The organism is Streptomyces fuscichromogenes, assembly GCF_014645815.1.
GTDB lineage: Bacteria > Actinomycetota > Actinomycetes > Streptomycetales > Streptomycetaceae > Streptomyces > Streptomyces fuscichromogenes.
On sequence record NZ_BMML01000008.1, the window covers coordinates 229,239 to 250,556 of the forward strand.

General features: G+C 71.2%; 19 protein-coding genes. 6 read left to right on the top strand and 13 right to left on the bottom strand.

Going from position 1 to position 21,318, the window contains the following annotated elements; translation table 11 throughout:
* Window positions 1-87: 87 nt before the first annotated feature.
* Together IEZ11_RS19705 and IEZ11_RS19710 are read left to right on the top strand one after the other, a co-directional pair.
* Window positions 88-657 (top strand): DUF742 domain-containing protein, encoded by a 570-nt coding sequence (locus tag IEZ11_RS19705; RefSeq protein ID WP_189264101.1) that lies wholly within the window; start codon window positions 88-90, stop codon window positions 655-657.
* Window positions 638-1,219, top strand: a complete 582-nt coding sequence (locus IEZ11_RS19710; RefSeq protein ID WP_123973912.1) for a GTP-binding protein — start codon at window positions 638-640, stop codon at window positions 1,217-1,219. The genes IEZ11_RS19705 and IEZ11_RS19710 overlap by 20 nt, the downstream gene beginning before the upstream one ends.
* Window positions 1,220-1,509: 290 nt before the next feature.
* Here the strand turns inward: IEZ11_RS19710 and IEZ11_RS19715 are convergent, their stop codons facing one another.
* Window positions 1,510-1,713, bottom strand: a complete 204-nt coding sequence (locus IEZ11_RS19715; protein ID WP_189264102.1) for an acyl-CoA carboxylase subunit epsilon — start codon at window positions 1,711-1,713, stop codon at window positions 1,510-1,512.
* Between the two features lie 35 nt (window positions 1,714-1,748).
* Window positions 1,749-3,344 (bottom strand): acyl-CoA carboxylase subunit beta, encoded by a 1,596-nt coding sequence (locus IEZ11_RS19720; RefSeq protein WP_189264103.1) that lies wholly within the window; start codon window positions 3,342-3,344, stop codon window positions 1,749-1,751.
* A 452-nt stretch (window positions 3,345-3,796) separates the two neighbouring features.
* On the opposite strand from IEZ11_RS19720, the gene IEZ11_RS19725 reads away from it, so the two are divergent.
* Window positions 3,797-4,393, top strand: a complete 597-nt coding sequence (locus tag IEZ11_RS19725) for a YceI family protein (RefSeq protein ID WP_189264104.1) — start codon at window positions 3,797-3,799, stop codon at window positions 4,391-4,393.
* A gap of 109 nt (window positions 4,394-4,502) precedes the next feature.
* Here IEZ11_RS19725 and IEZ11_RS19730 read toward each other — a convergent pair whose 3' ends face one another.
* Complete coding sequence (locus tag IEZ11_RS19730) at window positions 4,503-5,186, bottom strand: DUF899 family protein (protein ID WP_189264105.1); 684 nt, start codon at window positions 5,184-5,186, stop codon at window positions 4,503-4,505.
* A 63-nt stretch (window positions 5,187-5,249) separates the two neighbouring features.
* Window positions 5,250-6,461, bottom strand: coding sequence for an ATP-binding protein (locus tag IEZ11_RS19735; protein ID WP_229713186.1), 1,212 nt, complete (start codon window positions 6,459-6,461; stop codon window positions 5,250-5,252).
* A 346-nt stretch (window positions 6,462-6,807) separates the two neighbouring features.
* Between IEZ11_RS19735 and IEZ11_RS19740 the strand changes: the two genes are divergently transcribed.
* The gene (locus IEZ11_RS19740) at window positions 6,808-7,236 is read left to right on the top strand and encodes a hypothetical protein (RefSeq protein WP_189264106.1); all 429 of its coding nucleotides are present in this window, start codon (window positions 6,808-6,810) and stop codon (window positions 7,234-7,236) included.
* Between the two features lie 63 nt (window positions 7,237-7,299).
* Here IEZ11_RS19740 and IEZ11_RS19745 read toward each other — a convergent pair whose 3' ends face one another.
* Entirely contained in the window at window positions 7,300-8,172 is an 873-nt protein-coding gene (locus tag IEZ11_RS19745) for an aldo/keto reductase family oxidoreductase (protein ID WP_189264107.1), read from the bottom strand.
* A gap of 130 nt (window positions 8,173-8,302) precedes the next feature.
* Here IEZ11_RS19745 and IEZ11_RS19750 point away from each other — a divergent pair, with 130 nt between their 5' ends.
* On the top strand, window positions 8,303-8,746 hold the full coding sequence (locus IEZ11_RS19750; protein ID WP_189264108.1) for a winged helix-turn-helix transcriptional regulator: 444 nt from the start codon (window positions 8,303-8,305) through the stop codon (window positions 8,744-8,746).
* 17 nt (window positions 8,747-8,763) lie between these two features.
* On the opposite strand, the gene IEZ11_RS19755 is transcribed toward IEZ11_RS19750, so the two are convergent.
* Window positions 8,764-9,840, bottom strand: coding sequence for an FUSC family protein (locus tag IEZ11_RS19755; protein ID WP_189264109.1), 1,077 nt, complete (start codon window positions 9,838-9,840; stop codon window positions 8,764-8,766).
* A 62-nt stretch (window positions 9,841-9,902) separates the two neighbouring features.
* Here IEZ11_RS19755 and IEZ11_RS19760 point away from each other — a divergent pair, with 62 nt between their 5' ends.
* Window positions 9,903-10,325: a MarR family winged helix-turn-helix transcriptional regulator gene (locus tag IEZ11_RS19760; protein WP_189264110.1), complete on the top strand. Its 423-nt coding sequence runs from the start codon at window positions 9,903-9,905 to the stop codon at window positions 10,323-10,325.
* Between the two features lie 60 nt (window positions 10,326-10,385).
* Here IEZ11_RS19760 and IEZ11_RS19765 read toward each other — a convergent pair whose 3' ends face one another.
* The 7 genes from IEZ11_RS19765 to ureA form a co-directional block, all read right to left on the bottom strand.
* Window positions 10,386-11,777: a hypothetical protein gene (locus IEZ11_RS19765; protein ID WP_189264111.1), complete on the bottom strand. Its 1,392-nt coding sequence runs from the start codon at window positions 11,775-11,777 to the stop codon at window positions 10,386-10,388.
* A 41-nt stretch (window positions 11,778-11,818) separates the two neighbouring features.
* Window positions 11,819-14,836 (bottom strand): glycoside hydrolase family 3 protein, encoded by a 3,018-nt coding sequence (locus IEZ11_RS19770; protein WP_189264112.1) that lies wholly within the window; start codon window positions 14,834-14,836, stop codon window positions 11,819-11,821.
* Window positions 14,837-15,158: 322 nt separating this feature from the next.
* Complete coding sequence (gene cimA, locus IEZ11_RS19775; RefSeq protein ID WP_189264113.1) at window positions 15,159-16,769, bottom strand: citramalate synthase; 1,611 nt, start codon at window positions 16,767-16,769, stop codon at window positions 15,159-15,161.
* A 371-nt stretch (window positions 16,770-17,140) separates the two neighbouring features.
* Entirely contained in the window at window positions 17,141-17,740 is a 600-nt protein-coding gene (locus IEZ11_RS19780) for a TetR/AcrR family transcriptional regulator (protein ID WP_189264114.1), read from the bottom strand.
* Between the two features lie 21 nt (window positions 17,741-17,761).
* Complete coding sequence (locus IEZ11_RS19785; protein WP_189264115.1) at window positions 17,762-18,796, bottom strand: agmatine deiminase family protein; 1,035 nt, start codon at window positions 18,794-18,796, stop codon at window positions 17,762-17,764.
* A gap of 25 nt (window positions 18,797-18,821) precedes the next feature.
* Window positions 18,822-20,534: an urease subunit alpha gene (locus IEZ11_RS19790; protein WP_189264116.1), complete on the bottom strand. Its 1,713-nt coding sequence runs from the start codon at window positions 20,532-20,534 to the stop codon at window positions 18,822-18,824.
* Entirely contained in the window at window positions 20,531-21,232 is a 702-nt protein-coding gene (gene ureA / locus IEZ11_RS19795) for an urease subunit gamma (RefSeq protein WP_189264117.1), read from the bottom strand. The genes IEZ11_RS19790 and ureA overlap by 4 nt, the downstream gene beginning before the upstream one ends.
* Window positions 21,233-21,318 lie beyond the last annotated feature (86 nt).

Here is a 21,318-nt window from a genome sequence, read left to right on the forward strand (position 1 = left end):
GGTGCGTTTTCGCGTCCCGGGGCCGTAAGGTTTCGGGACGCGGCTCCACAAGGATGGGTGCCCGGCACGGTCGGAGGAGGAGAGAAAGTGGCAACACCCCCAGGCGGTTCGAATAACGGCAACTGGTCGTACGGCCCCGCACAGGGCCAGGGCGACGGTTCCGCGAGCCGGTACAACTTCCCCTCCACGCCCAGCCACCGGCAGCCGTACGCACCGCAGGGTCCCGGCCCGTCGCCGTACGACCAGCCTCCGGCGCCGCGCATCCAGCCGGTACAGCCGCAGCGCCGCCCCGAGCCGTCCCCGGCTTCGGGGTCGAACAACCCCCTGGTGCGTCCGTACGCCATGACCGGTGGCCGGACCCGCCCGCGGTACCAGCTCGCCATCGAGGCGCTGGTGCACACCACCGCGCAGCCGCACCAGATGCAGGGCCAGCTGCCCGAGCATCAGCGGATCTGCAACCTCTGCCGGGAGATCAAGTCGGTGGCCGAGATCTCGGCCCTGCTGACCATCCCTCTCGGCGTGGCCAGGATCCTCGTCGCCGACTTGGCGGAGGCGGGCCTGGTCGCCATCCATCAGCCCGGCGGCGACGAGAGCGCCGGCGGCCAGCCAGACGTGACACTGCTCGAAAGGGTGCTCAGTGGACTTCGCAAGCTCTAGCGGCGGTCCTTCCCGCTCCACCACCTCTGCGAAGATCGTGGTGGCGGGCGGCTTCGGCGTGGGCAAGACCACGTTCGTCGGTGCCGTCTCGGAGATCAACCCGCTGCGCACAGAGGCCGTGATGACGTCCGCGTCGGCCGGCATCGACGACCTCACCCACACCGGGGACAAGACGACCACCACGGTCGCCATGGACTTCGGCCGCATCACCCTGGACCAGGACCTGATCCTGTACCTGTTCGGCACCCCCGGCCAGGACCGCTTCTGGTTCATGTGGGACGACCTGGTACGCGGCGCGATCGGCGCGATCGTCCTGGTCGACACCCGGCGTCTCGCCGACTGCTTCCCCGCGGTCGACTACTTCGAGAACAGCGGTCTGCCCTTCGTGGTCGCCCTCAACGGCTTCGACGGCAGCCAGCCGTACAACCCCGAAGAGGTCCGCGAGGCGCTCCAGATCGGACCGGACACGCCGATCATCACGACGGACGCGAGGCATCGTGCCGATGCGAAGTCGGCGCTGATCACGCTGGTCGAGCACGCGCTGATGGCTCGGCTGCGGTAGTTCGTCGACTGCCGGTGGTTCGTGGCTTGTCGCGCAGTTCCCCGCGCCCCTGAAGGGGCGCGTGCAGGGCCCCTTCTCCGAAGGGGCCCGAACTTTTTGCCACGACGCGTAGCTCCATCGCCTTGCACCCGCCGCAGCCCCGTTCTTTGTCCCGCCGCGACGGCGCTCGGCCCCGACGGCGGTTTCCGGCGGTGCCGAACCGGACCGCAGTCCTTGGCGCACACGGAGAAGGGCCCCTCTCAGGCAGAGGGGCCCTTCTCTTACGCGTGCTGTCGGCTGAGCGGCGCGGCCTAGCCGTGCCAGCTGTGCGGGGCGCGGAAGCCGTTCTCGCGCTCCAGGCGGCGCCAGCCGGCCTTGGCGCGGCCCCGGTGGGTCTGCTCGGTGTCGTCGGCGGTCGGCCGGGCGGCCGCGCGGGCCAGGAGGACCGCCGTTATGGCGGCGACTTCCTCCGGGTCGGCGTTGCCCTTCTCGACGCGGATATCAGGCACGTTCATGGGTGTCAGTCTCCGTGAGAGAGGTTTCCGCAGGATTACTGCGGGGGGTTGCCGTGCTTACGGGACGGCAGGTCGGCGTGCTTGCTCTGGAGCATCGCCAGCGACCTGGCGAGCACCTCGCGGGTCTCGGCCGGGTCGATGACGTCGTCGACCAGGCCGCGCTCGGCCGCGTAGTAGGGGTGCATGAGCTCGGACTTGTACTCCTTGACCATGCGGGCCCGCATGGCCTCGGGGTCCTCGGCGGTGGCGATCTGCCGACGGAAGATCACATTGGCGGCACCCTCGGCGCCCATGACCGCGATCTCGTTGGTCGGCCAGGCGTACGTGAGGTCGGCGCCGATCGACTGGGAGTCCATGACGATGTAGGCACCTCCGTACGCCTTGCGCAGGATCAGGGAGATCCGGGGCACGGTCGCGTTGCAGTAGGCGTAGAGGAGCTTCGCGCCGTGCCGGATGATCCCGCCGTGTTCCTGGTCGACACCGGGGAGGAAGCCCGGTACGTCCAGGAAGGTGACGATCGGAACATTGAAAGCGTCACACATCTGGACAAAGCGCGCAGCTTTTTCGCTCGCCTCGATGTCCAGGACGCCCGCCAGCACCTGCGGCTGGTTGGCGACGATGCCCACCACCTGGCCGTCGATCCGGGCCAGCGCGCAGATGATGTTCCGCGCCCAGCGCTCGTGGACCTCCAGGTACTCGCCGTCATCAACGATCTCCTCGATGACCTTGGCCATGTCGTACGGGCGGTTGCCGTCGGCCGGGACGAGGTCGAGGAGCACGTCACTGCGGCGGTCGGTCGGGTCCGTGGACTCGACGCGGGGCGGGTTCTCGCGGTTGTTCTGCGGGAGGAGGGAGAGGAGGTAGCGGACCTCCGCGATGCAGGTCTCCTCGTCGTCGTACGCGAAGTGGCAGACGCCGGAGGTCTCCGCGTGGACGTCGGCGCCGCCGAGCCCGTTCTGGGTGATCTCCTCGCCGGTGACCGCCTTCACGACGTCCGGGCCGGTGATGAACATCTGCGAGGTCTCGCGGACCATGAAGACGAAGTCGGTGAGGGCGGGGCTGTAGGCCGCGCCGCCCGCGCACGGGCCGAGCATCACGCTGATCTGCGGGATGACACCGGACGCCTTGGTGTTGCGCTGGAAGATGCCGCCGTAGCCGGCGAGGGCGCTGACGCCCTCCTGGATACGGGCGCCGGCGCCGTCGTTCAGGGAGACCAGCGGAGCCCCGGCCGCGATGGCCATGTCCATGATCTTGTGGATCTTGGTGGCGTGGGCCTCGCCCAGCGCGCCGCCGAAGATCCGGAAGTCATGGGCGTAGACGAAGACTGTACGACCCTCGACCGTGCCCCAGCCGGTGATGACACCGTCGGTGTACGGCTTCTTGGCCTCCAGGCCGAACCCGACCGCACGGTGCCGGCGCAGCTGCTCGACCTCCTGGAAGGAACCCGGGTCCAGGAGCAGCTCGATGCGCTCCCGGGCCGTCAGCTTGCCCTTGGCGCGCTGTGCCTCGGTCGCCTTCTCGCTGGGGCCCGCAACGGCCGCCGCACGGATCTCGTGCAGCTCGGCGACCCGCCCGCGCGCGTCCGTCGGTTCACCGGTGGGCTCGCCCGTCGTCTCTTCCAAAACGGTCATGTAGTGACCTTACGAAGGACACCAAGGAATGCGAGACGTCGACTCCGTACAGTCTCCGACGCGTTTTCCTGGAAGCACTGAACAGAACCAGAACCGCATGCAGCCGTTCCGACTGCTCAGGGGGTCTCGGCGTTGTAGAGGTGCCACAAAGACACCACTTGAGACGCGCCTCACATTCACCGGCGCCCCCTACCCCCCGCGGAGTGACACAGGACTCCGGACGGCGGTTCACCCACACAGAGCCTAGCCGTTCCCCCCGCGGGTCCCGGCCCCATATCGGGCGACACGAGGTTACGTTGAGTGAGGGCCACGACACGCGTACCGATGATGTTGAAGGTTGAATGGAATAGGTCTACGGTGTCTCTCGTTGAGTTCGTTGAACGTTAAACATCATGTCCGCGGCTTCGGCGTTCCCGCCTCCAAGTCGCGACCCGTCCCCCAAGGAGCACGTCATGGGCATCTTCGGCCGCAAGAACGACGAGACGACCCACGCCGGCGCGACCGCCGACACGGCCGCGCTGACCGGCGACTACACCATCGACCCGGCGCACAGCACGCTCGGCTTCGTGGCCCGCCACGCGATGGTCACCAACGTCAAGGGCAGCTTCCAGGAGTTCGAGGGCACCCTGCACCTGGACGGCGAGGACCCGTCGAAGTCCACCGCCTCGCTCGACATCAAGATGGACAGCATCACCACCGGCAGCCCCGACCGCGACGGTCACCTGAAGTCGGCCGACTTCTTCAAGATCGACGAGTTCCCGACGATGACCTTCCGCTCCACCGAGGCGGAGGCCCTCGGCGGCGAGGACTACCGCATCACCGGCGACCTCACGATCCTCGGTGTGACCAAGCCGGTCACCATCGACCTGGAGTTCAACGGCGCCGCCAAGGACCCCTTCGGCAACGAGCGCGTCGGCTTCGAGGGCAAGGCCGAGATCAAGCGCTCCGACTGGGGCGTCACCTGGAACGCGGCGCTGGAGACCGGCGGCGTCCTCGTCTCCGACAAGATCAAGCTGAACTTCGACATCTCGGCCATCAAGAACGCGTGAGCCCGCGGCGCCTGACCGCCGACCCTGATCACGCCCGCTGAGCGCCGCCCTCCACTCCCCTGAGGGCGGCGCTCGGCCATGTCCGGACCCGTCCGGCGGGTGTCCTGTCCTAGGGGTCGACGGACGGGTACCAGTCGCCCCTTCCCCGTGGGGTGAGGTCGAGGAGGTGCCAGACCGGCGTCAGCAGGTCGATGCCGCGCTCCCGGATGTCGCCGGCCATGCGCGGGTGGGCGGAGTAGGTGTGCCGGACCGTGCCGTCGCCGTCGCGGGTGAAGACGGAGACCGTCGAGTCCTGCGCGCCGTCTTCGTCCTCACTCCCCAGGTCGTACTTGAACGTGCTGTCACCACAGCTGAGCAGCCGCAGCCGGTGCCAGCCGCGGGCGCGGGCGTACTGCCGCAGGGCGGGCGGGTCGGCCGCCGCGGCGATGACGAGGTCGGCGTTGCGGGCCACGTGGTGGGCGATGCCGTCGTAGCCGTCGATCCACATCGTGCACATCGGGCAGGGGCTGGTCTGGAGCTTGCCGTACATGAAGTGGTAGACGATCAGCGGCCGTCCGGGACCGGAGAACAGCCCGCTCAGCGTGACCTCGCGGACCGGTGTGTCACCGGCGCCGAGGTCGCCGGGCCCTTCGAGGAAGACGTAGTCGTCGACGGCCGGCCCCGGCGGAAGAGCCCGCCGCAGCGCCGCGACCTCCTCCCGGCGGCGCATGAGCGCGATCTCGGCGAGCCGCAGCTCCTCACGGGCGGCGAGATACCCCTCGGACACCCCGGCCAGCCTGGTCTGCCGCACCATCGCGTCCTCCTGAGGTGGGGTCCCCCGATGGCGGTCCTTTCGAGTCTAGAACCGAGTCCTCGATCACTCCCCCTCGTAGAGGCGCGCCAGGTCGACCAGCACCACTTCTCCTCTGTCCGCCTCGGCCCAGAGGTCGTCGGTGAACCCGGCGCCGCTGTAGCAGGCGAGCCGAACCGCGGACGTGTCGACTCCGCGTGCGGCCAGCAGCGCGGTGACGTGCCGCAGCCGCTCCAGATGACCCAGCCCCATGGTCTGGTCCCACTTGGCCTCGCCCAGGGACAGCAGGACTCCGCTGTCCTGGCCGACGGCACCTCGGACGACCACGTCGATCTCGTGTCCGGTGCGCTCCGCCTGGTCCGGGACGGTCCCGTACGAGACATCGATCGGCATGCCTCCGAAAGTCTCCGGAGCGGCGAAGTGGGCGACCCATTCTCGGCAGATCTGTTCGAAGTGCGGCCCCACGACGGCGGAGAGGAACCGGGGGCGGGAGCTCTCCCAGACCTGCTCCGCCAAGCCCCGATCCAGCAGGGGGAGCTTGGGGCGGGAGATGGCGTGGTCAAAGGCGATGAGAGGTTCACCGACCCGGTAGACGCTGCGATTCCTGCGGAAGGCGTCCGCCTCCCGGCGTACCAGTCCGCAGTCCTGGAGGACGGTGAGCGGATGGGTGATGTCACTGGTGGGCCGCTCCAGACAGCCGGCGATCCGTCCCGCCGTGGCGTTGCCGGACGCGAGCGCCGCGAGGACGGAGGGGTACAGGGCCCGATCCCGCAGGTCGGACTCGTCCGCCAGCAGATAGCGGGCCTCACGGTAGAGCGGAGAGCGGGGAGAGAGCGCGGTGCGGCAGACCCAGGCGTCGAAGTCGGCCAGGTCGGCCGGGGTGTCGTCGCGTACGAACTCCCTCCGATAGACAGGAGTTCCGCCGACGACGCTGTGGACGAGAAGCGCGAGCCGGTGATCCTCGATGTTCCAGAAGGCGGCGGCCTCGCGGAAGTCGAGCGGATGGACGACGAGTTCGAGACCGGCACGGCCACGGAGCGGGGACGTGCCGCTGAGCAGCTTGCCCATGAAGGAGAGGGAGCTTCCGCAGAGGAGGAGCCGAGTCCGGGACTCCAGTCGCTCCGGCCGCCGGGGGCCGTACGCCACCTGGACGATCGAAGGCAGCGAGGGGGTCGCTCGGGCGAGGTACGGAAACTCGTCGATGACGACGGGGAGCGGCCGCTCCTTCCCTAGGGCGAGGAGTGCGTCGACCGCCTGTTCCCAGCGGTCGAACCGCATGGGCGCGACACTGCCGCCGTACTGGCCGAGCTCCTCGCCGAAACGGCGCAGCGACTCGGCCTCCGTCGCCTCGTACGCGCAGAAGTAGAACCCCCCGGCGGCCCGAGCGAGCGAGTCGAGAAGGAAGGACTTTCCCTGACGGCGCCGCCCGGAGACGACGGCAAGTTTCAGGAAGTACGTTTCCCGGAAGTACGTTTCCCCTAACGAGCCTCGACCGATCCGGTCACGGACAGCGGCGGGCCTCGGGCACCATAGTTCGAAAGCAACGCCGCGTGGGAGACGAACGGACAGGCCGGTGGACAGCGGGGATCACATCGACTTCCGGGGAAGTACGTTTTACGGGGACGTGATCGGTGCGGATCACCGGCCTGCCACCCCCTCACCGACCGCACTGTCCACCCTGCCGCCGCCCCCAGCGGCATTCACCGGCCGTGAGGTCGAGGTCACGGAGTTGTCGAGGGCCCTCTCTGCCGATTCCGACGAGGTCGCCGAGTCCGTCGTTGTCTCCGCCGTCGCCGGGCTGGGTGGTGTCGGCAAGACCGCACTCGCCCTGCATGTGGCGCACGCGGCGCGAGGGCAGGGACGATTTCCCGGCGGCGCTCTCTTCCTCGACCTGCGGGGATACGACGAGGTACCCGTGACGGCCGATCAGGCGGTGCTGTCATTGCTGCGGGCGCTCGGGGTCGGAGACAGGGAGCTGCCGCCGACGGCCGATGAGCAGTACGCCCGTTCCCCCGCCACCTGGACCGCCTTCCTCGGGTGTACAGCGAAGTGACCGCGCCGGCCAAGAGCTCGCGCACATAGGCGGTATGAAGGTCGATCCGACCCGCCCCGTCGGTCAGCGGCCGATCTTGTCCAGTTCGGTGAGGTCCTCGTCGGAGAGCGGGAGTCCCGCGCCCACGACGTTCTCGCGCAGGTGTGCCGCCGACGAGGTGCCCGGGATCAGCAGGATGTTCGGGGACCGCCGCAGCAGCCAGGCCAGGGCGACCGACATGGGCGCCGCTCCCAGTCGGCCGGCCACGGCCGTGAGCGCCGAGGACTGCAGCGGGCTGAAGCCGCCGAGGGGGAAGAAGGGCACGTAGGCGATGTGCTGCTCGGCGAGCTCGTCGATCAGCTCGTCGTCCTGGCGGTGGGCGAGGTTGTACATGTTCTTCACGCACACGATCGGCGCGATCGCCCGCGCCTCGGCGACCTGTTCCGCCGTCGCGTTGCTCACCCCGAGGTGCCGGATCAGACCCTGCTGCCGGAGTTCGACCAGCGTCTCGAACGCCTCCGCGAGCGAACCGGTCACGGGGCCCTGAGCGTCGCCGAGCCGCAGGTTGACCACGTCCAGGGTTTCGAGGCCGAGGGTGTCCAGGTTCTCCCGGACGGCGCGGCGCAGCTGTTCGGGCCGCCGGGCCGGGGGCCAGCCGCCCTGCTGGTCCCGGGTCGCGCCGACCTTGGTCACGATGTGCAGCGCATCGCGGTACGGGTGCAGCGCTTCGCGGATCAGCCGGTTGGTGATGTGCGGCCCGTAGGCGTCGGCGGTGTCGATATGGGTGATGCCGAGGCCGACGGCCTCGCGGAGGACGGCGAGTGCGCCGTCGGGGTCGGCCGGCGGGCCCATCACCCAGGGGCCGGCGAGCTGCATCGCGCCGTAGCCGAATCGGGTGACGGTCAGGTCGCCCAGGGTCCAGGTGCCGCCGGGAAGCGAGGCGGAGGGGGTGCTCATGGTGTGCCTTTCATGCCGAGCCAGGAGACGGTGCCCGATGGCGCCTTGCACCACTATTGGTGCGCAGCTTCCTGATATGAAGTAGGCACTTCGGAGTGGGTAAGGCACCCGCGGGTGGGAGGAGCGGTCCATGGCGACGACGACGGCGGCCCAGCGGCGGGCACAGGCCAAGGCGGAGTACGACGCCTTCCTGGCGGCCTGCCCCAGCCACAAGCTGCTCGACCGGCTCTCCGACAAATGGGTCACGCTGATCCTGGCCGCGCTCGGCAGCGACAGCCCGCACCGGCCGGGCGCCGGCTGCGCCGGCGAGCCCAGGTCGATGCGCTACTCGGAGCTGCTGCGCCTGCTGGCCGGCGTCAGTCAGAAGATGCTCACCCAGACCCTGCGCTCCCTGGAACGCGACGGTCTGCTCACCCGCACCGTGACGCCGACCGTGCCGGTCACGGTCACCTACGAGTTGACCGGCCTCGGCCTGTCACTGCACGAGATGATGCGCGGCCTCAAGGCCTGGGCCGAGACGCACATGGACGATGTCCTCGCCCACCGCGAGACCTACGACGCCCGCGCCACCTGAACCAGGAGGGCGGGCGGCTATGTGCGCGCGCCCAGAGCGTCGCTCGGCCGCGCCTCGGGAGGTGCGCTCGGACTCCGGCGGGGCACCGGCAGCAGCCACCACGCCGACGCCACCGCCAGAACCGCGCCCACCGCGATGGCCGCGAGGCGGGTCGGGAGCAGGGACTGCGCGTTCTGGCCGAAGTAGCCGAGGAGCAGGGAGAGGGCCGTGGTCATGCCGGCCGCCCAGTACGCGTAGTTGAGGGGCCGCAGCCACAGGGCGACGGCGAGGACCGCGAACATCAGGGCCACGGCGGTGTGGCCCGTGACGCCCGCCGCCGCCACCCCCGTCGCCAGGAGGGTGCCCACGCACGCCCCGGCCAGGCGTTCGATCCCCTTGCGCAGGACGTCGGTCCGGCCCCGGTTGCCGCTCGCCGCGACGTACGCGGTCAGGACGGCCCACGGCCAGTGGTCGTCGAAGAGGAGGCGGCCCAGCACGAAGGCGGTCGCGATGGCCGCCGCCATCTGCACGGCCATCCGGGTGCTGGGGCGTGGGTGGAGGCGGGAGCGGCGCGGCGGCGGCTCGGGGGCCGGGGCCGCGCGCCAGGGGCCGTAGTGGTCGCCCAGGGCCTGCACCAGCCACACCGAGCAGCACGCCATGAACCCGATCAGCGCGGACCAGCCCCAGGTCACCAGCCCGCTCTGGGCCTCGGCCGGCAGTGCGGGTCCGGGGACCACCAGCAGGGCCACCAGGGGGAGGGCCATCAGTGTGCCCGCCTTGGTGGCGGCCGGGCCGTAGCGGCGGATCCAGATCGCCAGTGTCATCCCGGCCGTGAAGACGGCCGCGCCCGCCGTGTAGTGCGCGGCGAGCAGCCGGCCGACGAAGATCGAGGCGGCGGCGGTCACGGGCAGCAGCACCAGCGCCGTCAGCCGTCGGCGGGTGTCGGCGGTGCGCTGGGTCGAGGCGAGGGTGAGGGTGAGGGCGATCGCGAGGACGAGTACGTCGGTGTGCAGCCCGGCGGCCCCCTCCAGTGCCAGCGCGGCTCCCCAGGAGAGCAGCACGGCCGTCATCGTCAGCGCGGCTTCGTACGCGTTGCGTATGAGTTTTGGGGTCACCGAACCGAGGTTACGGGCTAGCGGCTGCGATTAGTAGTAAGTAATAGCGTACGATCTGGCTCATGGAACACCTCGCCGAAGCCGCCCGTATCCGTCGTGCCGTCCTCCTGTTCAACCGTCGGCTGCGGCAGGAACGCGGGGACGGGAGCCTCAGTGCCAACCAGCTGACGGTGCTCGGCCATCTGTACCGGCACGGGCCGTCCACGCCCGGCGAGGTCGCGGCCGCCGAGCGGCAGCGGCCGCAGTCGCTGACCCGGGTCTTCGCGGAGCTGGAGGCGGAGGGGCTGGTCGGACGGGCTCCGGACCCGACCGACCGGCGGCAGTCGGTGCTGAGCCTGACCGCGGACGGGCGGCGGGCGCTGGAGGACGACATGGCTCAGCGGGACGCCTGGCTGGCCGGGGCGTTCGGGTCGCTCGGCGAGACCGAGCGCGGGGTGCTGCTGCTCGCCGCCGGTGTGCTGGAGCGGCTGGGAGCCGCGCGCTGAGCGCTCCCCGGAGGTGCCGCGGCATGCCGTCGGTCGGCCGCGGCGCCGCCGTGGCCGGTGTCAGAAACCGCCGCCGAAGTCCCCGCTGTCGCCGCCCCCGCCACCGAAGTCCCCGCCCCCGCCGAAATCTCCGCCGCCGAAGGATCCGAAGTCCCCGGGGTCGAAGTCCGCGCCCGAGACGTCGCCGCCCTGGTGGCCGCCGGTGTCGAAGCCGCCGAAGTCGCCGTATCCGGTGCCGTAGTCGGCCGCGTAGGCGGGGGCGGACATCCAGCCGCCCAGGGCGGTGCCGAGCAGGAGGCCGGGGAGGATGCCGCCGCCGAAGTAGCCGCCCGCCCAGGGGCCGTAGGCCGGGCCCGCGTCCCAGTAGGGGCGGCGGCCGTGGTCCGTGTCGACCTCCCGGATCGCGGGGTCGCGGCCGTCGGCGAGGCGGGTGGCGTCGGCCTGGCAGACCGGCACCTCGCGGGGCGCGCCGCCGGGCGGGGTCCAGGTGGCGTCCGTGACCGAGGGGCCGTGCCGGGGGTCGAAGAAGCAGGGCGGGCGGCGCTCGGGGAGCGGGCGGCCCTCGCGGCGGGCGGCCAGCCGGGCGAGCGAGAACCGGCCGTCCTCCAGGGCCTCGGTGACCGTCCGCACGTCCTCCGGTCTGCGGGCGTCCGCCATGTACTGCTTCGCCTGGTCGTAGGCGTTCAGCGCCCGCTCGTAGTCGGCGCGCATCGCGTCGTCCGCGCCCGGCTCGGCCGGGTGGAATTCGAGGCGGTCCAGTTCCTCGCCGAACGCGGTGATGTCCTCGTCGACGACCACCCGGAGCCGGTCCAGGGCGGCCCGCTGCTCCTCCGCGTGCCGCCGGCGGTTGCGGCGGACCAGTGCGTACGCGCCCGCTCCGCCGGCCACGACCACGGCTCCGATCGTGATCAGCGCCGTGCCGGAGACTCCCGAGCCGCCCGAGCCGCTGCCGCCGCCCCAGCTCGCCGGCGCCCTGCCGCCCATGTTGGCCAGGGCGCGGTCGGTGAAGTCGGTCAGCTGGGCCTTGGCGCTCTCGCCCTGGACGCTGGTGACCAGGTTCCGCACGGCCGTCCGGGAGAGCACCGAGGAGTCGGCGCGGGCGTCGAAGCGGTCGCCGAGGCGGATCGCGTAGAGGCCGATGACGCCGGTGGCGGTGCGCAGGTCCGTGAAGAGGTTCCGGGTGGGGTAGCCGGCGGGCAGGACGGCGACGAACACCGGTTTGCCGGCGTCCTTGATCTGCCGGGCCAGTGCGTCGGCGTCGGCCGTGGAGAGCTGGGCGGTGGCGGCCGGGTCGACGTACACCGGGTTCTTGCGGAGGGCGTCGGCGATCGCCGAGACGCCGGTGGCCGCGCCGGCCCGCGGGGCGAGCGCGGTCAGCGCGACCAGTGCCAGCGCGCAGGCCAGGAGCAGCAGCCCCGGGAGGCTTCGGGTGGTCCGTCGCACCGCGTTCATGCTTCGAAACTACCCCGAAGCCCCCCGGGAGCGCGGTCCCTCTACGCCGCCCGGTACGCCTGCGTCAGCTTCTGCACCGCCGCCGCGTACCTGCCGGTGAGCAGCAGGTGGTCGGCGTCGGCGAAGGGCTTGGCGACGGCGGCCGTGATCGACTGCCCGATCCTCGCCTGGACCAGCAGCCGCGCCTCGCCGACCAGTTTCCGGCCGGCCGCGTCGGCGCCCGCCCGTTCGGCCGCCCCGGCCGCCGTGCCGAGCGCCTTCAGGGTGGCCTCGCCGCCCTTGGGGGCCCTGGTCAGGGTGGTCAGGCCCCAGCCGTAGGGATACTGCGGGTCGTACGACGCGTCACCCACGTTGATCGGCAGCTGCGTCTCGGACCTCGGCCAGGTGACCGGGAGCCGGCCGGTGAAGCCCTTCCTGCCGTAGAGCACGTCGGCCACGCCGTCGCCCTCGGTGCCCGGCAGCCAGGACGCCACCAGGGCGTCGATCTCGCCGAGCCGGTCGCCGATCAGCTGCGGGCGTCCGGAGACGATCAGCACCGCGCACTTCATGGCCGCGCACACCTTGTCCACGGCGGCCTGGTCGGCGGGGGTCAGGGTGAGGTCGTTGCCGTTGCCGACGTCTCCGACGCCCTCGGCGTACGGGGTCTCGCCGACCACGACCACACCCACGTCGTAGCCGCTCGTCGGCGCCGAGGCGTCCTGCGAGTAGGTGACGTCTCCCCCGGCGTTCCTCATGCCCTGGAGGATGGTGGTGCCGGTGGTGTGGGTGCCGGACTGGCCCTGCCAGGTGATCGTCCAGCCGCCGGTCTGGTTGCCGAGGTCGTCTGCGTCGGACCCGGCGACGTACACCTTCTCCGACTTCTTCAGGGGCAGGACGCCGCCCGAGTTCTTCAGCAGCACCTGCGACTCGGCGGCCGCCTGCCGGGCGACGGCCCGGTGCGCGGTGGAGCCGATCTTCGATGCGCCGCCGGTGTCGGCGTACGGGTGCTCGAAGAGGCCCAGTTCGAACTTCTGGGTGAGGATCCGGGAGACCGCGTCGTCGATGCGCCGCTCGCTGACGCCGCCCGCCTCGACCTGGTCGGTCAGGGACGCCGTGAAGTCCTTGTAGCCGTACGGGACCATCATCATGTCGACGCCCGCGTCGACGGCCGTGCGCACGTGGGTGGCGTAGTCGCCGGGGAGCTGGTCCATGGCGTTCCAGTCGCTGATCACGAAGCCCTGGAAGCCCATCTGCCCCTTGAGCACACCGGTGATCATGTCGGTGCGGGCGTGCATCTTCACCGGGCCCTGGCCGTCGCCGACGATGTCCAGGGAGGAGTAGGAGGGCATGACGGTGCCGATGCCCCGGTCGACGGCGGTCCGGAACGGCGCCAGGTGGATCGCCTCCAGCTGCTGCCGGGTGACCGTGGTGACGCCCTGGTCCACGGTGTACGTCCCGGTCGTGGACGAGCCGTACGCGGTGCCGCCGTCGCCGACGAAGTGCTTGGCGGTGGCCAGGACCTTGTCGTCGTCCTTGAGGTCACGTCCGTCCGCGCGGCCCTGGAGGCCCTGGATGACGGTCTCCATGGACTGCACCAGGGCCGGGTCCTCGCCGAAGGACTCGTAGGAGCGGCCCCAGCGTTCGTCGCGGCTGACGCAGAGGCAGGGTGCGAAGTCCCAGGGGATGCCGGTGGCGCGGACCTCGGCGGCGGTCACCGCGCCGGTCTTCTCGGCCAGTTGCGGGTCGCGGGTGGCGCCGATGCCGATGTTGTGCGGCATGATCGTGGCGCCGGCCAGGTTGTTGTGGCCGTGCACCGCGTCGACGCCGTAGATCAGCGGGATCTGGTACCGGGTCGCCTGCGCCCGGAGCTGGAACGAGTCGATCATCTGCGCCCAGGCCGCGGCCGTGTTGGGCGTGGGGGTCGAGCCGCCGCCGGAGAGCAGGGAGCCGAGGTCGTACGCGGTGACGTCACCGCCGGTGCCCACGGCTCCGCGCTCGGCCTGGGTCATCTGGCCGACCTTCTCCGCCAGGGACATCCGGGAGAGGAGATCGGCGACCCGCTTGCGCACCGGCAACCTGCTGTCCAGGTACGGCAGTCCGTGCGCGTCGATGACGACCTGGGGAGTCTCGGCAGGGGCCTTGGCGCCGGTGACCGTGAGCTTCACCGGGATGGTCTCCGCCGATTCCGCCGAACGGTCCTTCAGCGTGGGCACCTTGATGGTCCGCGTGGTCCCGGAGGCGGTGCCCGCGGGGAAGGTGAGGGTGCCGGAGACCGCCTGGTAGTCCTTGCCGGCCTCGGCGGTCCCGCCCGTCGTCTCGTAGGCGACGGTGACCGGGTCGTCGGTCGGGGCGGAGCCGGTGGTCGCGAGGGTCACCTGCACGGTCGCCGTGGAGCCCTCCCTGACCGGGTAGACGGCCGCGTCCGTGCTGACGGAGGCGCGCAGCGTCTGGTCGGCCTTGCCGTACAGCTCCACGTCGTCCATGGCGAAGCGGCCCGGCGCACCGACCGGGAGGGTGACCGCGTAGCCCCACATCCGGGTCAGGCCGAGGACGTGGTCGATGCCGCCGACGGGCTGGTAGTCGGTCCGGTAGACGAAGTCCGAGAACGGGATCTCGATCTGCTTCCAGCCGGTGAAGTCGTCGGTGAAGGACGTCGTCCACAGCTCCGAGGCCTCGCCGTTCGCGCCGCCGTCCTTGATCTCGAAGGCGGTCTTCCTGCCGTTGTCCTGGCCGTCCCACCAGAAGCGGATGCCCTTGTGGGCCGACCAGTCGTGGGCGGGTTCGGTGGCGGCGAAGTCGTGGGTGAAGCCGCCGTAGCCGCTGATGTCGTACGTCCCCGAGAGGACCTTGGCGCCCTCGGGGGCGTCGGCGCGGTCGGCGAACCGGAGCGTGGGCGGGTCGTCGCTGTCGCTCCCCCAGGTGAAGATGCCGTCGGCCGGCTGGGAGGCGAAGGGGACCTCGCCCTCGAAACGGTCGACGGGGACGGGGGCCGGGTCGTCGGCGGCGGCCGGATGGGCGGCGGCCAGCGGCAGCAGGCCGGTCAACAGGGCGGCGGAGGCGAGCAGGGCGGTTCTTCGCATGACCTTCCCTCAACTCTCTGATCCGTCTCATGGCTTATTTCACCTCGTGAGTTAAAGGGCGACCCGTCGGCCCGTCAAGACTCCTCACAGCCCGGGACCTCGCACCGCCCGACTTTGCCCGGATCCTGCGTCCCTGGCCGTACGGTGCGCGCTGGGCAGGGAGATCCTCAAGACGACGGTCAGCGGGCGCGGTGCCCGACTACGAGCCGGGGACCTCGCCGCCCTGCAGCCCGGCCGGGTCCGGGCCGACGGCCGGACGACGAGCCTCGGCGAGTTCGAGGAGCTCGCCGAGGACTCCTGCTGAGGACACCTGCGCCGAGGACTACTCCGCCGGTTCCACGCCCGCGCGCAGCAGGCCGTACGTGTACGCGTCCTCCAGGGCCTGCCAGGAGGCGGCGATGACGTTCTCCGCGACGCCGACCGTGGACCACTCGGCGCTGCCGTCGGAGGTGGAGATCAGGACCCGGGTGGTGGACTCGGTGCCGTGCTTGCCCTCCAGGATGCGGACCTTGTAGTCGACCAGGTCCAGCTTGGCGAGCTGCGGGTAGATCTTTTCGAGGCCCACGCGCAGGGCCCGGTCGAGGGCGTTGACCGGGCCGTTGCCCTCGGCCGTGGCCACGATGCGCTCGCTCTTGGCCCAGAGTTTGACGGTGGCCTCGTTGGCGTGGGTGCCGTCGGGGCGGTCCTCGACGATGGCCCGCCAGGACTCGACGCGGAAGTACGAACGCGGTTTGCCCTCGACCTCGGCGCGCAGCAGGAGCTCGAAGGAGGCGTCGGCGGCCTCGTAGGTGTAGCCCCGCAGCTCGCGCTCCTTGACCCGCTCGACGACCCGGCCGACCAGTTCGCGGTCGCCGCCGAGGTCGACGCCGAGTTCCCTGCCCTTGAGTTCGATCGAGGCGCGGCCGGCCATGTCGGAGACCAGCATGCGCATGGTGTTGCCGACGAGGGCCGGGTCGGTGTGCTGGTAGAGGTCGGGGTCGACCTTGATGGCGGAGGCGTGCAGGCCGGCCTTGTGCGCGAAGGCGGAGACACCCACATAGGGCTGGTGGGTGGAGGGCGTGAGGTTGACGACCTCGGCGATGGCGTGCGAGATGCGGGTCATCTCGCGCAGCCGGCCCTCCGGCAGCACCTTCTTGCCGTACTTCAGCTCCAGCGCGGCGACCACCGGGAACAGGTTGGCGTTGCCGACCCGCTCGCCGTAGCCGTTCGCCGTGCACTGGACGTGGGTGGCGCCCGCGTCGACGGCGGCGAGGGTGTTGGCGACCGCGCAGCCGGTGTCGTCCTGGGCGTGGATGCCGAGCCGGGCGCCGGTGTCGGTGAGGACGGTGGAGACGACGGCGTTGACCTGGGCGGGGAGCATGCCGCCGTTGGTGTCGCAGAGGATGACGACGTCCGCGCCGGCCTCGGAGGCGGCCCGGACGACCGCCTTCGCGTACTCGGGGTTGGCGCGGTAGCCGTCGAAGAAGTGCTCGCAGTCGACGAAGACCCGGCGGCCCTGGTCCTTCAGGAAGGACACCGTGTCGCGGACCATCTCCAGGTTCTCGTCGAGGGTGGTGCGCAGCGCCAGCTCGACATGCCGGTCGTGGGACTTGGCGACCAGTGTGATCACCGGGGCGCCGGACTCCAGCAGCGCCCTGACCTGGGGGTCCTCCGCCGCCTTGGCCTTCGCCCGACGGGTGGCGCCGAAGGCGACCAGCTGGGCGTGCTTGAAGTCGATCTCCTGCTGGGCGCGGGCGAAGAACTCGGTGTCCCGGGGATTGGCACCCGGCCAGCCGCCCTCGATGAAGCCCACGCCGAAGTCGTCCAGGTGCCGGGCGATGGCCAGCTTGTCCGCGACGGTGAGGTTGATGCCCTCGCGCTGCGCGCCGTCGCGCAGCGTGGTGTCGAAGACGTGGAACGAGTCGTTCAGCTCGTTGGTTTCCGTCTCGGTCATGGTCCCTAGGCTCCTGATGTCTTGTCTCGGTCGTACCGGAATGACCGGCTCCACCGTCCCTCCATGGTCCCTCGCGCCTCGCCGTCCGGCTGAAGGTGGGCCGGAAAACGAAAAAACCCCTCGCGGGTGCGAGAGGTCTGCGCGCGGGTCGAGGACGACGATGGCCACCCGTACCTGGTCGTACGTGGTGGTCACTGCGGACCGGCGCGCCTGCTGCCAATAATCGTGGCGAACGAGAGCACGGAGGCAGTCTGGCACAGCCTCGCCCCCGGCTCACTCACCGTCTCAGGATGCGGTCGTCACGGACGGTGACATACGCCACAGGCGTGACGGCCCACTACTGCAGCTGCCTTACGGACGCGGTACGCGGCTCACCCGTCCGTGCGCAGGTCCGTCTCCAGGAACTCCCGCACATGGCCGAGGACCTGTGCCCGGTCCGTGCCGCGCAGGCCGATCGCCACGTGGATGGAGAAGCCGTCGAGCAGGGCGCGCAGGCGGGCGGCGAACCGGTCGGGGTCGACGGGCCGGAACTCGCCGCGCGAGATGCCCTCCGCGAGCAGCGCCACCAGGTCGCGGTGCCAGGCGCCCTCGATGGCGGCCTGCCGGTCGCGGGCCGCCTCGTCGGCGTTCTGCGAGCGGTTCCAGACCTCCAGCCAGAGCGTCCAGTGCGGGTCGCGGTGCCCGTCGGGGACGTACAGGTCGACGTAGGCGTCGAGGCGCTCGCGGGCGGTGCCGCGCCCGGTGAGCAGCCGGCCGCGCTCGGCACCCAGCCGGCCCTCGCTCCACTCCAGGGCCTGGAGCAGCAGTTCGTCCTTGGAGTGGAAGTAGTAGAGGAGATGACCGCTGCTCATCCCGACCTCGCGGCCGAGCGCGGCCATGGTGAGCTTCTCGAGACCCCGCTCGGCGATCATCGTCATGGCGGCGGCGAGCACGTCCTCGCGGGGCGGGGCCTGTCTGCGCCCACCGGCCATCTGCGGCTCCTCGAACTCGGACTAGATCCTCGGCTGCTGTTGCGTGATGCAGTGGATACCGCCCCCGCCGGAGAAGATCGTACGGGCGTCCACCAGCGTCACCGTCCGCTCGGGGAACAGGCGCCGGAAGATCCCGGCGGCGGTCTCGTCGCGCGGGTCGTCGAAGCCGCACAGCACGACCCCGCCGTTGCAGAGGTAGTGGTTGATGTAGGAGTAGTCGGCCCAGTGGCCGTCGGCCTCCAGGGCGGTCGGGGCCGGCACCTCGACGACCTCCAGTGCCCGGCCGCGGGCGTCGGCCTGGGACCGCAGCAGGCCGATGACCTCCTTGGACACCTCGTGGTCGGGGTGCGCGGGGTCCGGCTGGGAGTGCGCGACCACGACTCCCGGGCGGGCGAAGGCGGCCACGATGTCGACGTGCCCGAGGGTGCCGAAGCCGTACGGGGGATAGTCGCCGGTGAGGCCGCGGGGCAGCCATATCGCCTTGCGGGTGCCGAGCATCCCGTGGATCTCCGCCTCGACCTCCTCCTTCGTCCAGCCCGGATTGCGCTCGGGGCCCAGCTGTACGGTCTCGGTGAGCAGGACGGTGCCCTCGCCGTCGACGTGGATCGCACCGCCCTCGTTCACCAGCTCCGAGGCGTACGTCCGGGCGCCCGCGAGGTCCGCGACCTGCGCGGCGATCTTCGCGTCGTGCTCCCAGCGGGCCCAGTGCTGGGCGCCCCAGCCGTTGAACGTCCAGTCCACTGCGGCCAGTTCACGACCGTCGGTGAGGAAGGTGGGGCCGATGTCCCGCATCCAGGCGTCGTCGAGATCCCGCTCGACGGTGTCGACGCCGGGGCCGAGCAGCGTCTGCGCCTGCGCCGACTGGCCGGGGCCGCACACCACCGTCACCGGTTCGAACCGGAGGATCGTGCGGGCCACCGAGGCCCAGGCCATCCGGGCGGCGAGGAGATCGTCGGGGTCGTCGAAGGTGGGGTTGGGGCCCGGCCACGCCATCCAGGTGCGCTCATGCGGGGTCCACTCGGCGGGCATCCGGAAACCGTCGGAGGCAGCAGACATGGGTGATCCTTACAGGCTGTGACATTTACAGGAAATACAGGCGGTTGAGGGAGACGGAGTCGGCGGGTTCGGAGCGCAGCGGCTCCCCGTCCAGGGTGACCAGGCCGGTGCGCGCGTCCACGTCGACCGCTCCGGTACGGGTGTTGAGCCGCAGGTCGGCCGGGCCGATGCCGCGGGTGCCGCGGACGGCGACCCGGCGGCGCCGGGTGGGCATGGTGTCATGGCCCTGGTCGAGGGCGGCCTGGGCGACGAACGCCACCGAGATGTCGGCGGGGGTGGCGCCGTGCGCCCCGAACTGCGGTCCCAGGACGAGGGGTTCGCAGGTGTCGGTGGCCGCGCCCGGATCGCCGGTGACGCCGAACGCCGGGAAGCCCGCCTTCAGCACCAGCTGCGGCTTGGCCCCGAAGTACTCCGGCGCCCACAGCACGATGTCGGCGAGCTTGCCGACCTCGATGGAGCCGACCTCGTGCGCGAGGCCGTGCGCGAGGGCGGGGTTGATGGTCAGCTTCGCCAGGTAGCGCAGCACACGCTCGTTGTCGTGGCCGTCGTCCGGGGCGCCGAGCTCGGCCTTCATCTTGCCGGCCATGGCGAAGGTACGGCGGAAGGTCTCCCCCGCCCGGCCCATGCCCTGCGCGTCGGACGAGGTGATGCCGATCGCGCCCAGGTCGTGCAGCACGTCCTCGGCGCCCATGGTCCCGGCGCGGATGCGGTCGCGGGCCATGGCGGCGTCGCCGGGCAGGTCGGTCTTCAGGTCGTGGACGGAGACGATCATCCCGTAGTGCTCGGCGACCGCGTCCCGGCCGAACGGCAGGGTGGGGTTGGTGGAGGAGCCGATGACGTGGGGGACACCGGCCATCTTCAGGACGTTGGGTACGTGCCCGCCGCCGCAGCCCTCGATGTGGAAGGCGTGGATGGTGCGGCCCTCCAGCACGCGGAGGGTGTCCTCCACCGACAGGCACTCGTTCAACCCGTCGCTGTGCAGGGCGACTTGGACGTCGTGCTCCTCGGCGACCCGCAACGCCGTGTCCAGCGCCCGGGTATGGGCGCCCATGTCCTCGTGCACCTTGAAGCCGGAGGCGCCCCCCTCGGCGAGCGCCTCGACCAGCGGGGCCGGGTGCGAGGACGAACCCCGCCCGAGGAAGCCGATGTTGACCGGCCAGGCGTCGAAGGCGTTGAACGCGTGCCGCAGCGCCCAGGGCGAGTTGACCCCGACGCCCCACACCGGCCCGAACTCCTGGCCGATGATGGTGGTGACTCCGGAGGCCAGCGAGGCCTCCATGATGCGCGGCGACAGCAGATGGACATGGGTGTCGACGGCCCCGGCGGTGGCGATGAGCCCCTCGCCGGACACGATCGAGGTCCCGGTGCCGACCACGACGTCGACCCCGTCGAGGGTGTCGGGGTTCCCGGCCCGCCCGATCGAGCAGATCCGCCCCTCGCGGATGCCGACGGAGACCTTGCGGATCCCCAGCACGGCGTCGATCACGACGACATTGCTGATCACGACGTCACAGGTGTCGCGGACGGCGGCGGCCTTGAGGTGCAGCCCGTCCCTGGCCGTCTTGCCGAAACCGGCCAGGAACTCGTCGCCGTAGCGCTGGGAGTCGTCCTCGACGCGGATCACGAGCCCCGAGTCGCCGAGGCGGACGCGGTCACCGGCCCGGGGGCCGTGGGTGGCCGCGTACTCGTGCGGGGTGAGGCGGCGGGCCTCGGCGGGGTGTCCTCCGGGACGGCTCATCGCTCGGCCTCCTCGGCCTCTCGTACACCCAGGTATCCGCAGGCGGCGGCGCGGCGCAGCGCCTCCTCGCGGGCGCCGGGCGCGTCCAGCGGCCCGTCGACGAGCCCGGCGAAGCCGATGGCGACCCGGTCGCCGCCGATCGGCACCAGGCCCACCTCCAGCGAGTCCCCCGGCCCGAACCGCACGGACGAACCGGCGGGCACGGCGAGCCGCAGACCATAGGCGGCGGCGCGGTCGAAGTCGAGGCGCGGGTTGGCCTCGAAGAAGTGGAAGTGCGAGGTGACGGAGACGGGCACGGTCGCGGTGTTGGTGACCCGGAGCCGTACGACGGGCTCCGGATCGGTGTGCTCGGGCCCCGGCAGCAGCGCGCCCGGCGCGCCCTCGCCCAGCCCGCCGCCCCCGATCGGGTCGGTGACGACGGCCAGCCTCGACCCGTCGTCGAAGACGGCCTCGACGTGCACCTCGGTGACGATGTCGGCGACTCCGGGCAGTACGTCGGCCGGGCCGAGGACCGAGCGGGCCGCCTCGACGGCCTCGGCGAGCCGTCGGCCGTCCCGGGCGGCCTCGCAGACGGTGTCCGCGATCAGCGCCGTGGCCTCCGGCACGTTGAGCCTGAGGCCGCGGGCACGGCGGGCACGGGCCAGCTCGGCGGCTCCGAAGAGCAGCAGCCGGTCACGTTCGGTGGGGGTCAGCCGCATGTCTTTCCCTTCACTTAGATCGTCACTCTAACGACAGATGTCCGTGATCGGAAGCCTTGACGACTGGCGCGCCATGACTCACATCG

What these genes read in the sequence shown, in the direction of transcription:
- IEZ11_RS19790 (WP_189264116.1), bottom strand. Translation starts at nt 20,534, where the DNA reads ATGAGCCGTCCCGGAGGACACCCCGCCGAGGCCCGCCGCCTCACCCCG.
- ureA (WP_189264117.1), bottom strand. Translation starts at nt 21,232, where the DNA reads ATGCGGCTGACCCCCACCGAACGTGACCGGCTGCTGCTCTTCGGAGCC.
- IEZ11_RS19735 (WP_229713186.1), bottom strand. Translation starts at nt 6,461, where the DNA reads ATGCGGTTCGACCGCTGGGAACAGGCGGTCGACGCACTCCTCGCCCTA.
- cimA (WP_189264113.1), bottom strand. Translation starts at nt 16,769, where the DNA reads ATGACCGAGACGGAAACCAACGAGCTGAACGACTCGTTCCACGTCTTC.
- IEZ11_RS19780 (WP_189264114.1), bottom strand. Translation starts at nt 17,740, where the DNA reads ATGGCCGGTGGGCGCAGACAGGCCCCGCCCCGCGAGGACGTGCTCGCC.
- IEZ11_RS19770 (WP_189264112.1), bottom strand. Translation starts at nt 14,836, where the DNA reads ATGCGAAGAACCGCCCTGCTCGCCTCCGCCGCCCTGTTGACCGGCCTG.
- IEZ11_RS19720 (WP_189264103.1), bottom strand. Translation starts at nt 3,344, where the DNA reads ATGACCGTTTTGGAAGAGACGACGGGCGAGCCCACCGGTGAACCGACG.
- IEZ11_RS19730 (WP_189264105.1), bottom strand. Translation starts at nt 5,186, where the DNA reads ATGGTGCGGCAGACCAGGCTGGCCGGGGTGTCCGAGGGGTATCTCGCC.
- IEZ11_RS19715 (WP_189264102.1), bottom strand. Translation starts at nt 1,713, where the DNA reads ATGAACGTGCCTGATATCCGCGTCGAGAAGGGCAACGCCGACCCGGAG.
- IEZ11_RS19785 (WP_189264115.1), bottom strand. Translation starts at nt 18,796, where the DNA reads ATGTCTGCTGCCTCCGACGGTTTCCGGATGCCCGCCGAGTGGACCCCG.
- IEZ11_RS19765 (WP_189264111.1), bottom strand. Translation starts at nt 11,777, where the DNA reads ATGAACGCGGTGCGACGGACCACCCGAAGCCTCCCGGGGCTGCTGCTC.
- IEZ11_RS19745 (WP_189264107.1), bottom strand. Translation starts at nt 8,172, where the DNA reads ATGAGCACCCCCTCCGCCTCGCTTCCCGGCGGCACCTGGACCCTGGGC.
- IEZ11_RS19725 (WP_189264104.1), top strand. Translation starts at nt 3,797, where the DNA reads ATGGGCATCTTCGGCCGCAAGAACGACGAGACGACCCACGCCGGCGCG.
- IEZ11_RS19750 (WP_189264108.1), top strand. Translation starts at nt 8,303, where the DNA reads ATGGCGACGACGACGGCGGCCCAGCGGCGGGCACAGGCCAAGGCGGAG.
- IEZ11_RS19760 (WP_189264110.1), top strand. Translation starts at nt 9,903, where the DNA reads ATGGAACACCTCGCCGAAGCCGCCCGTATCCGTCGTGCCGTCCTCCTG.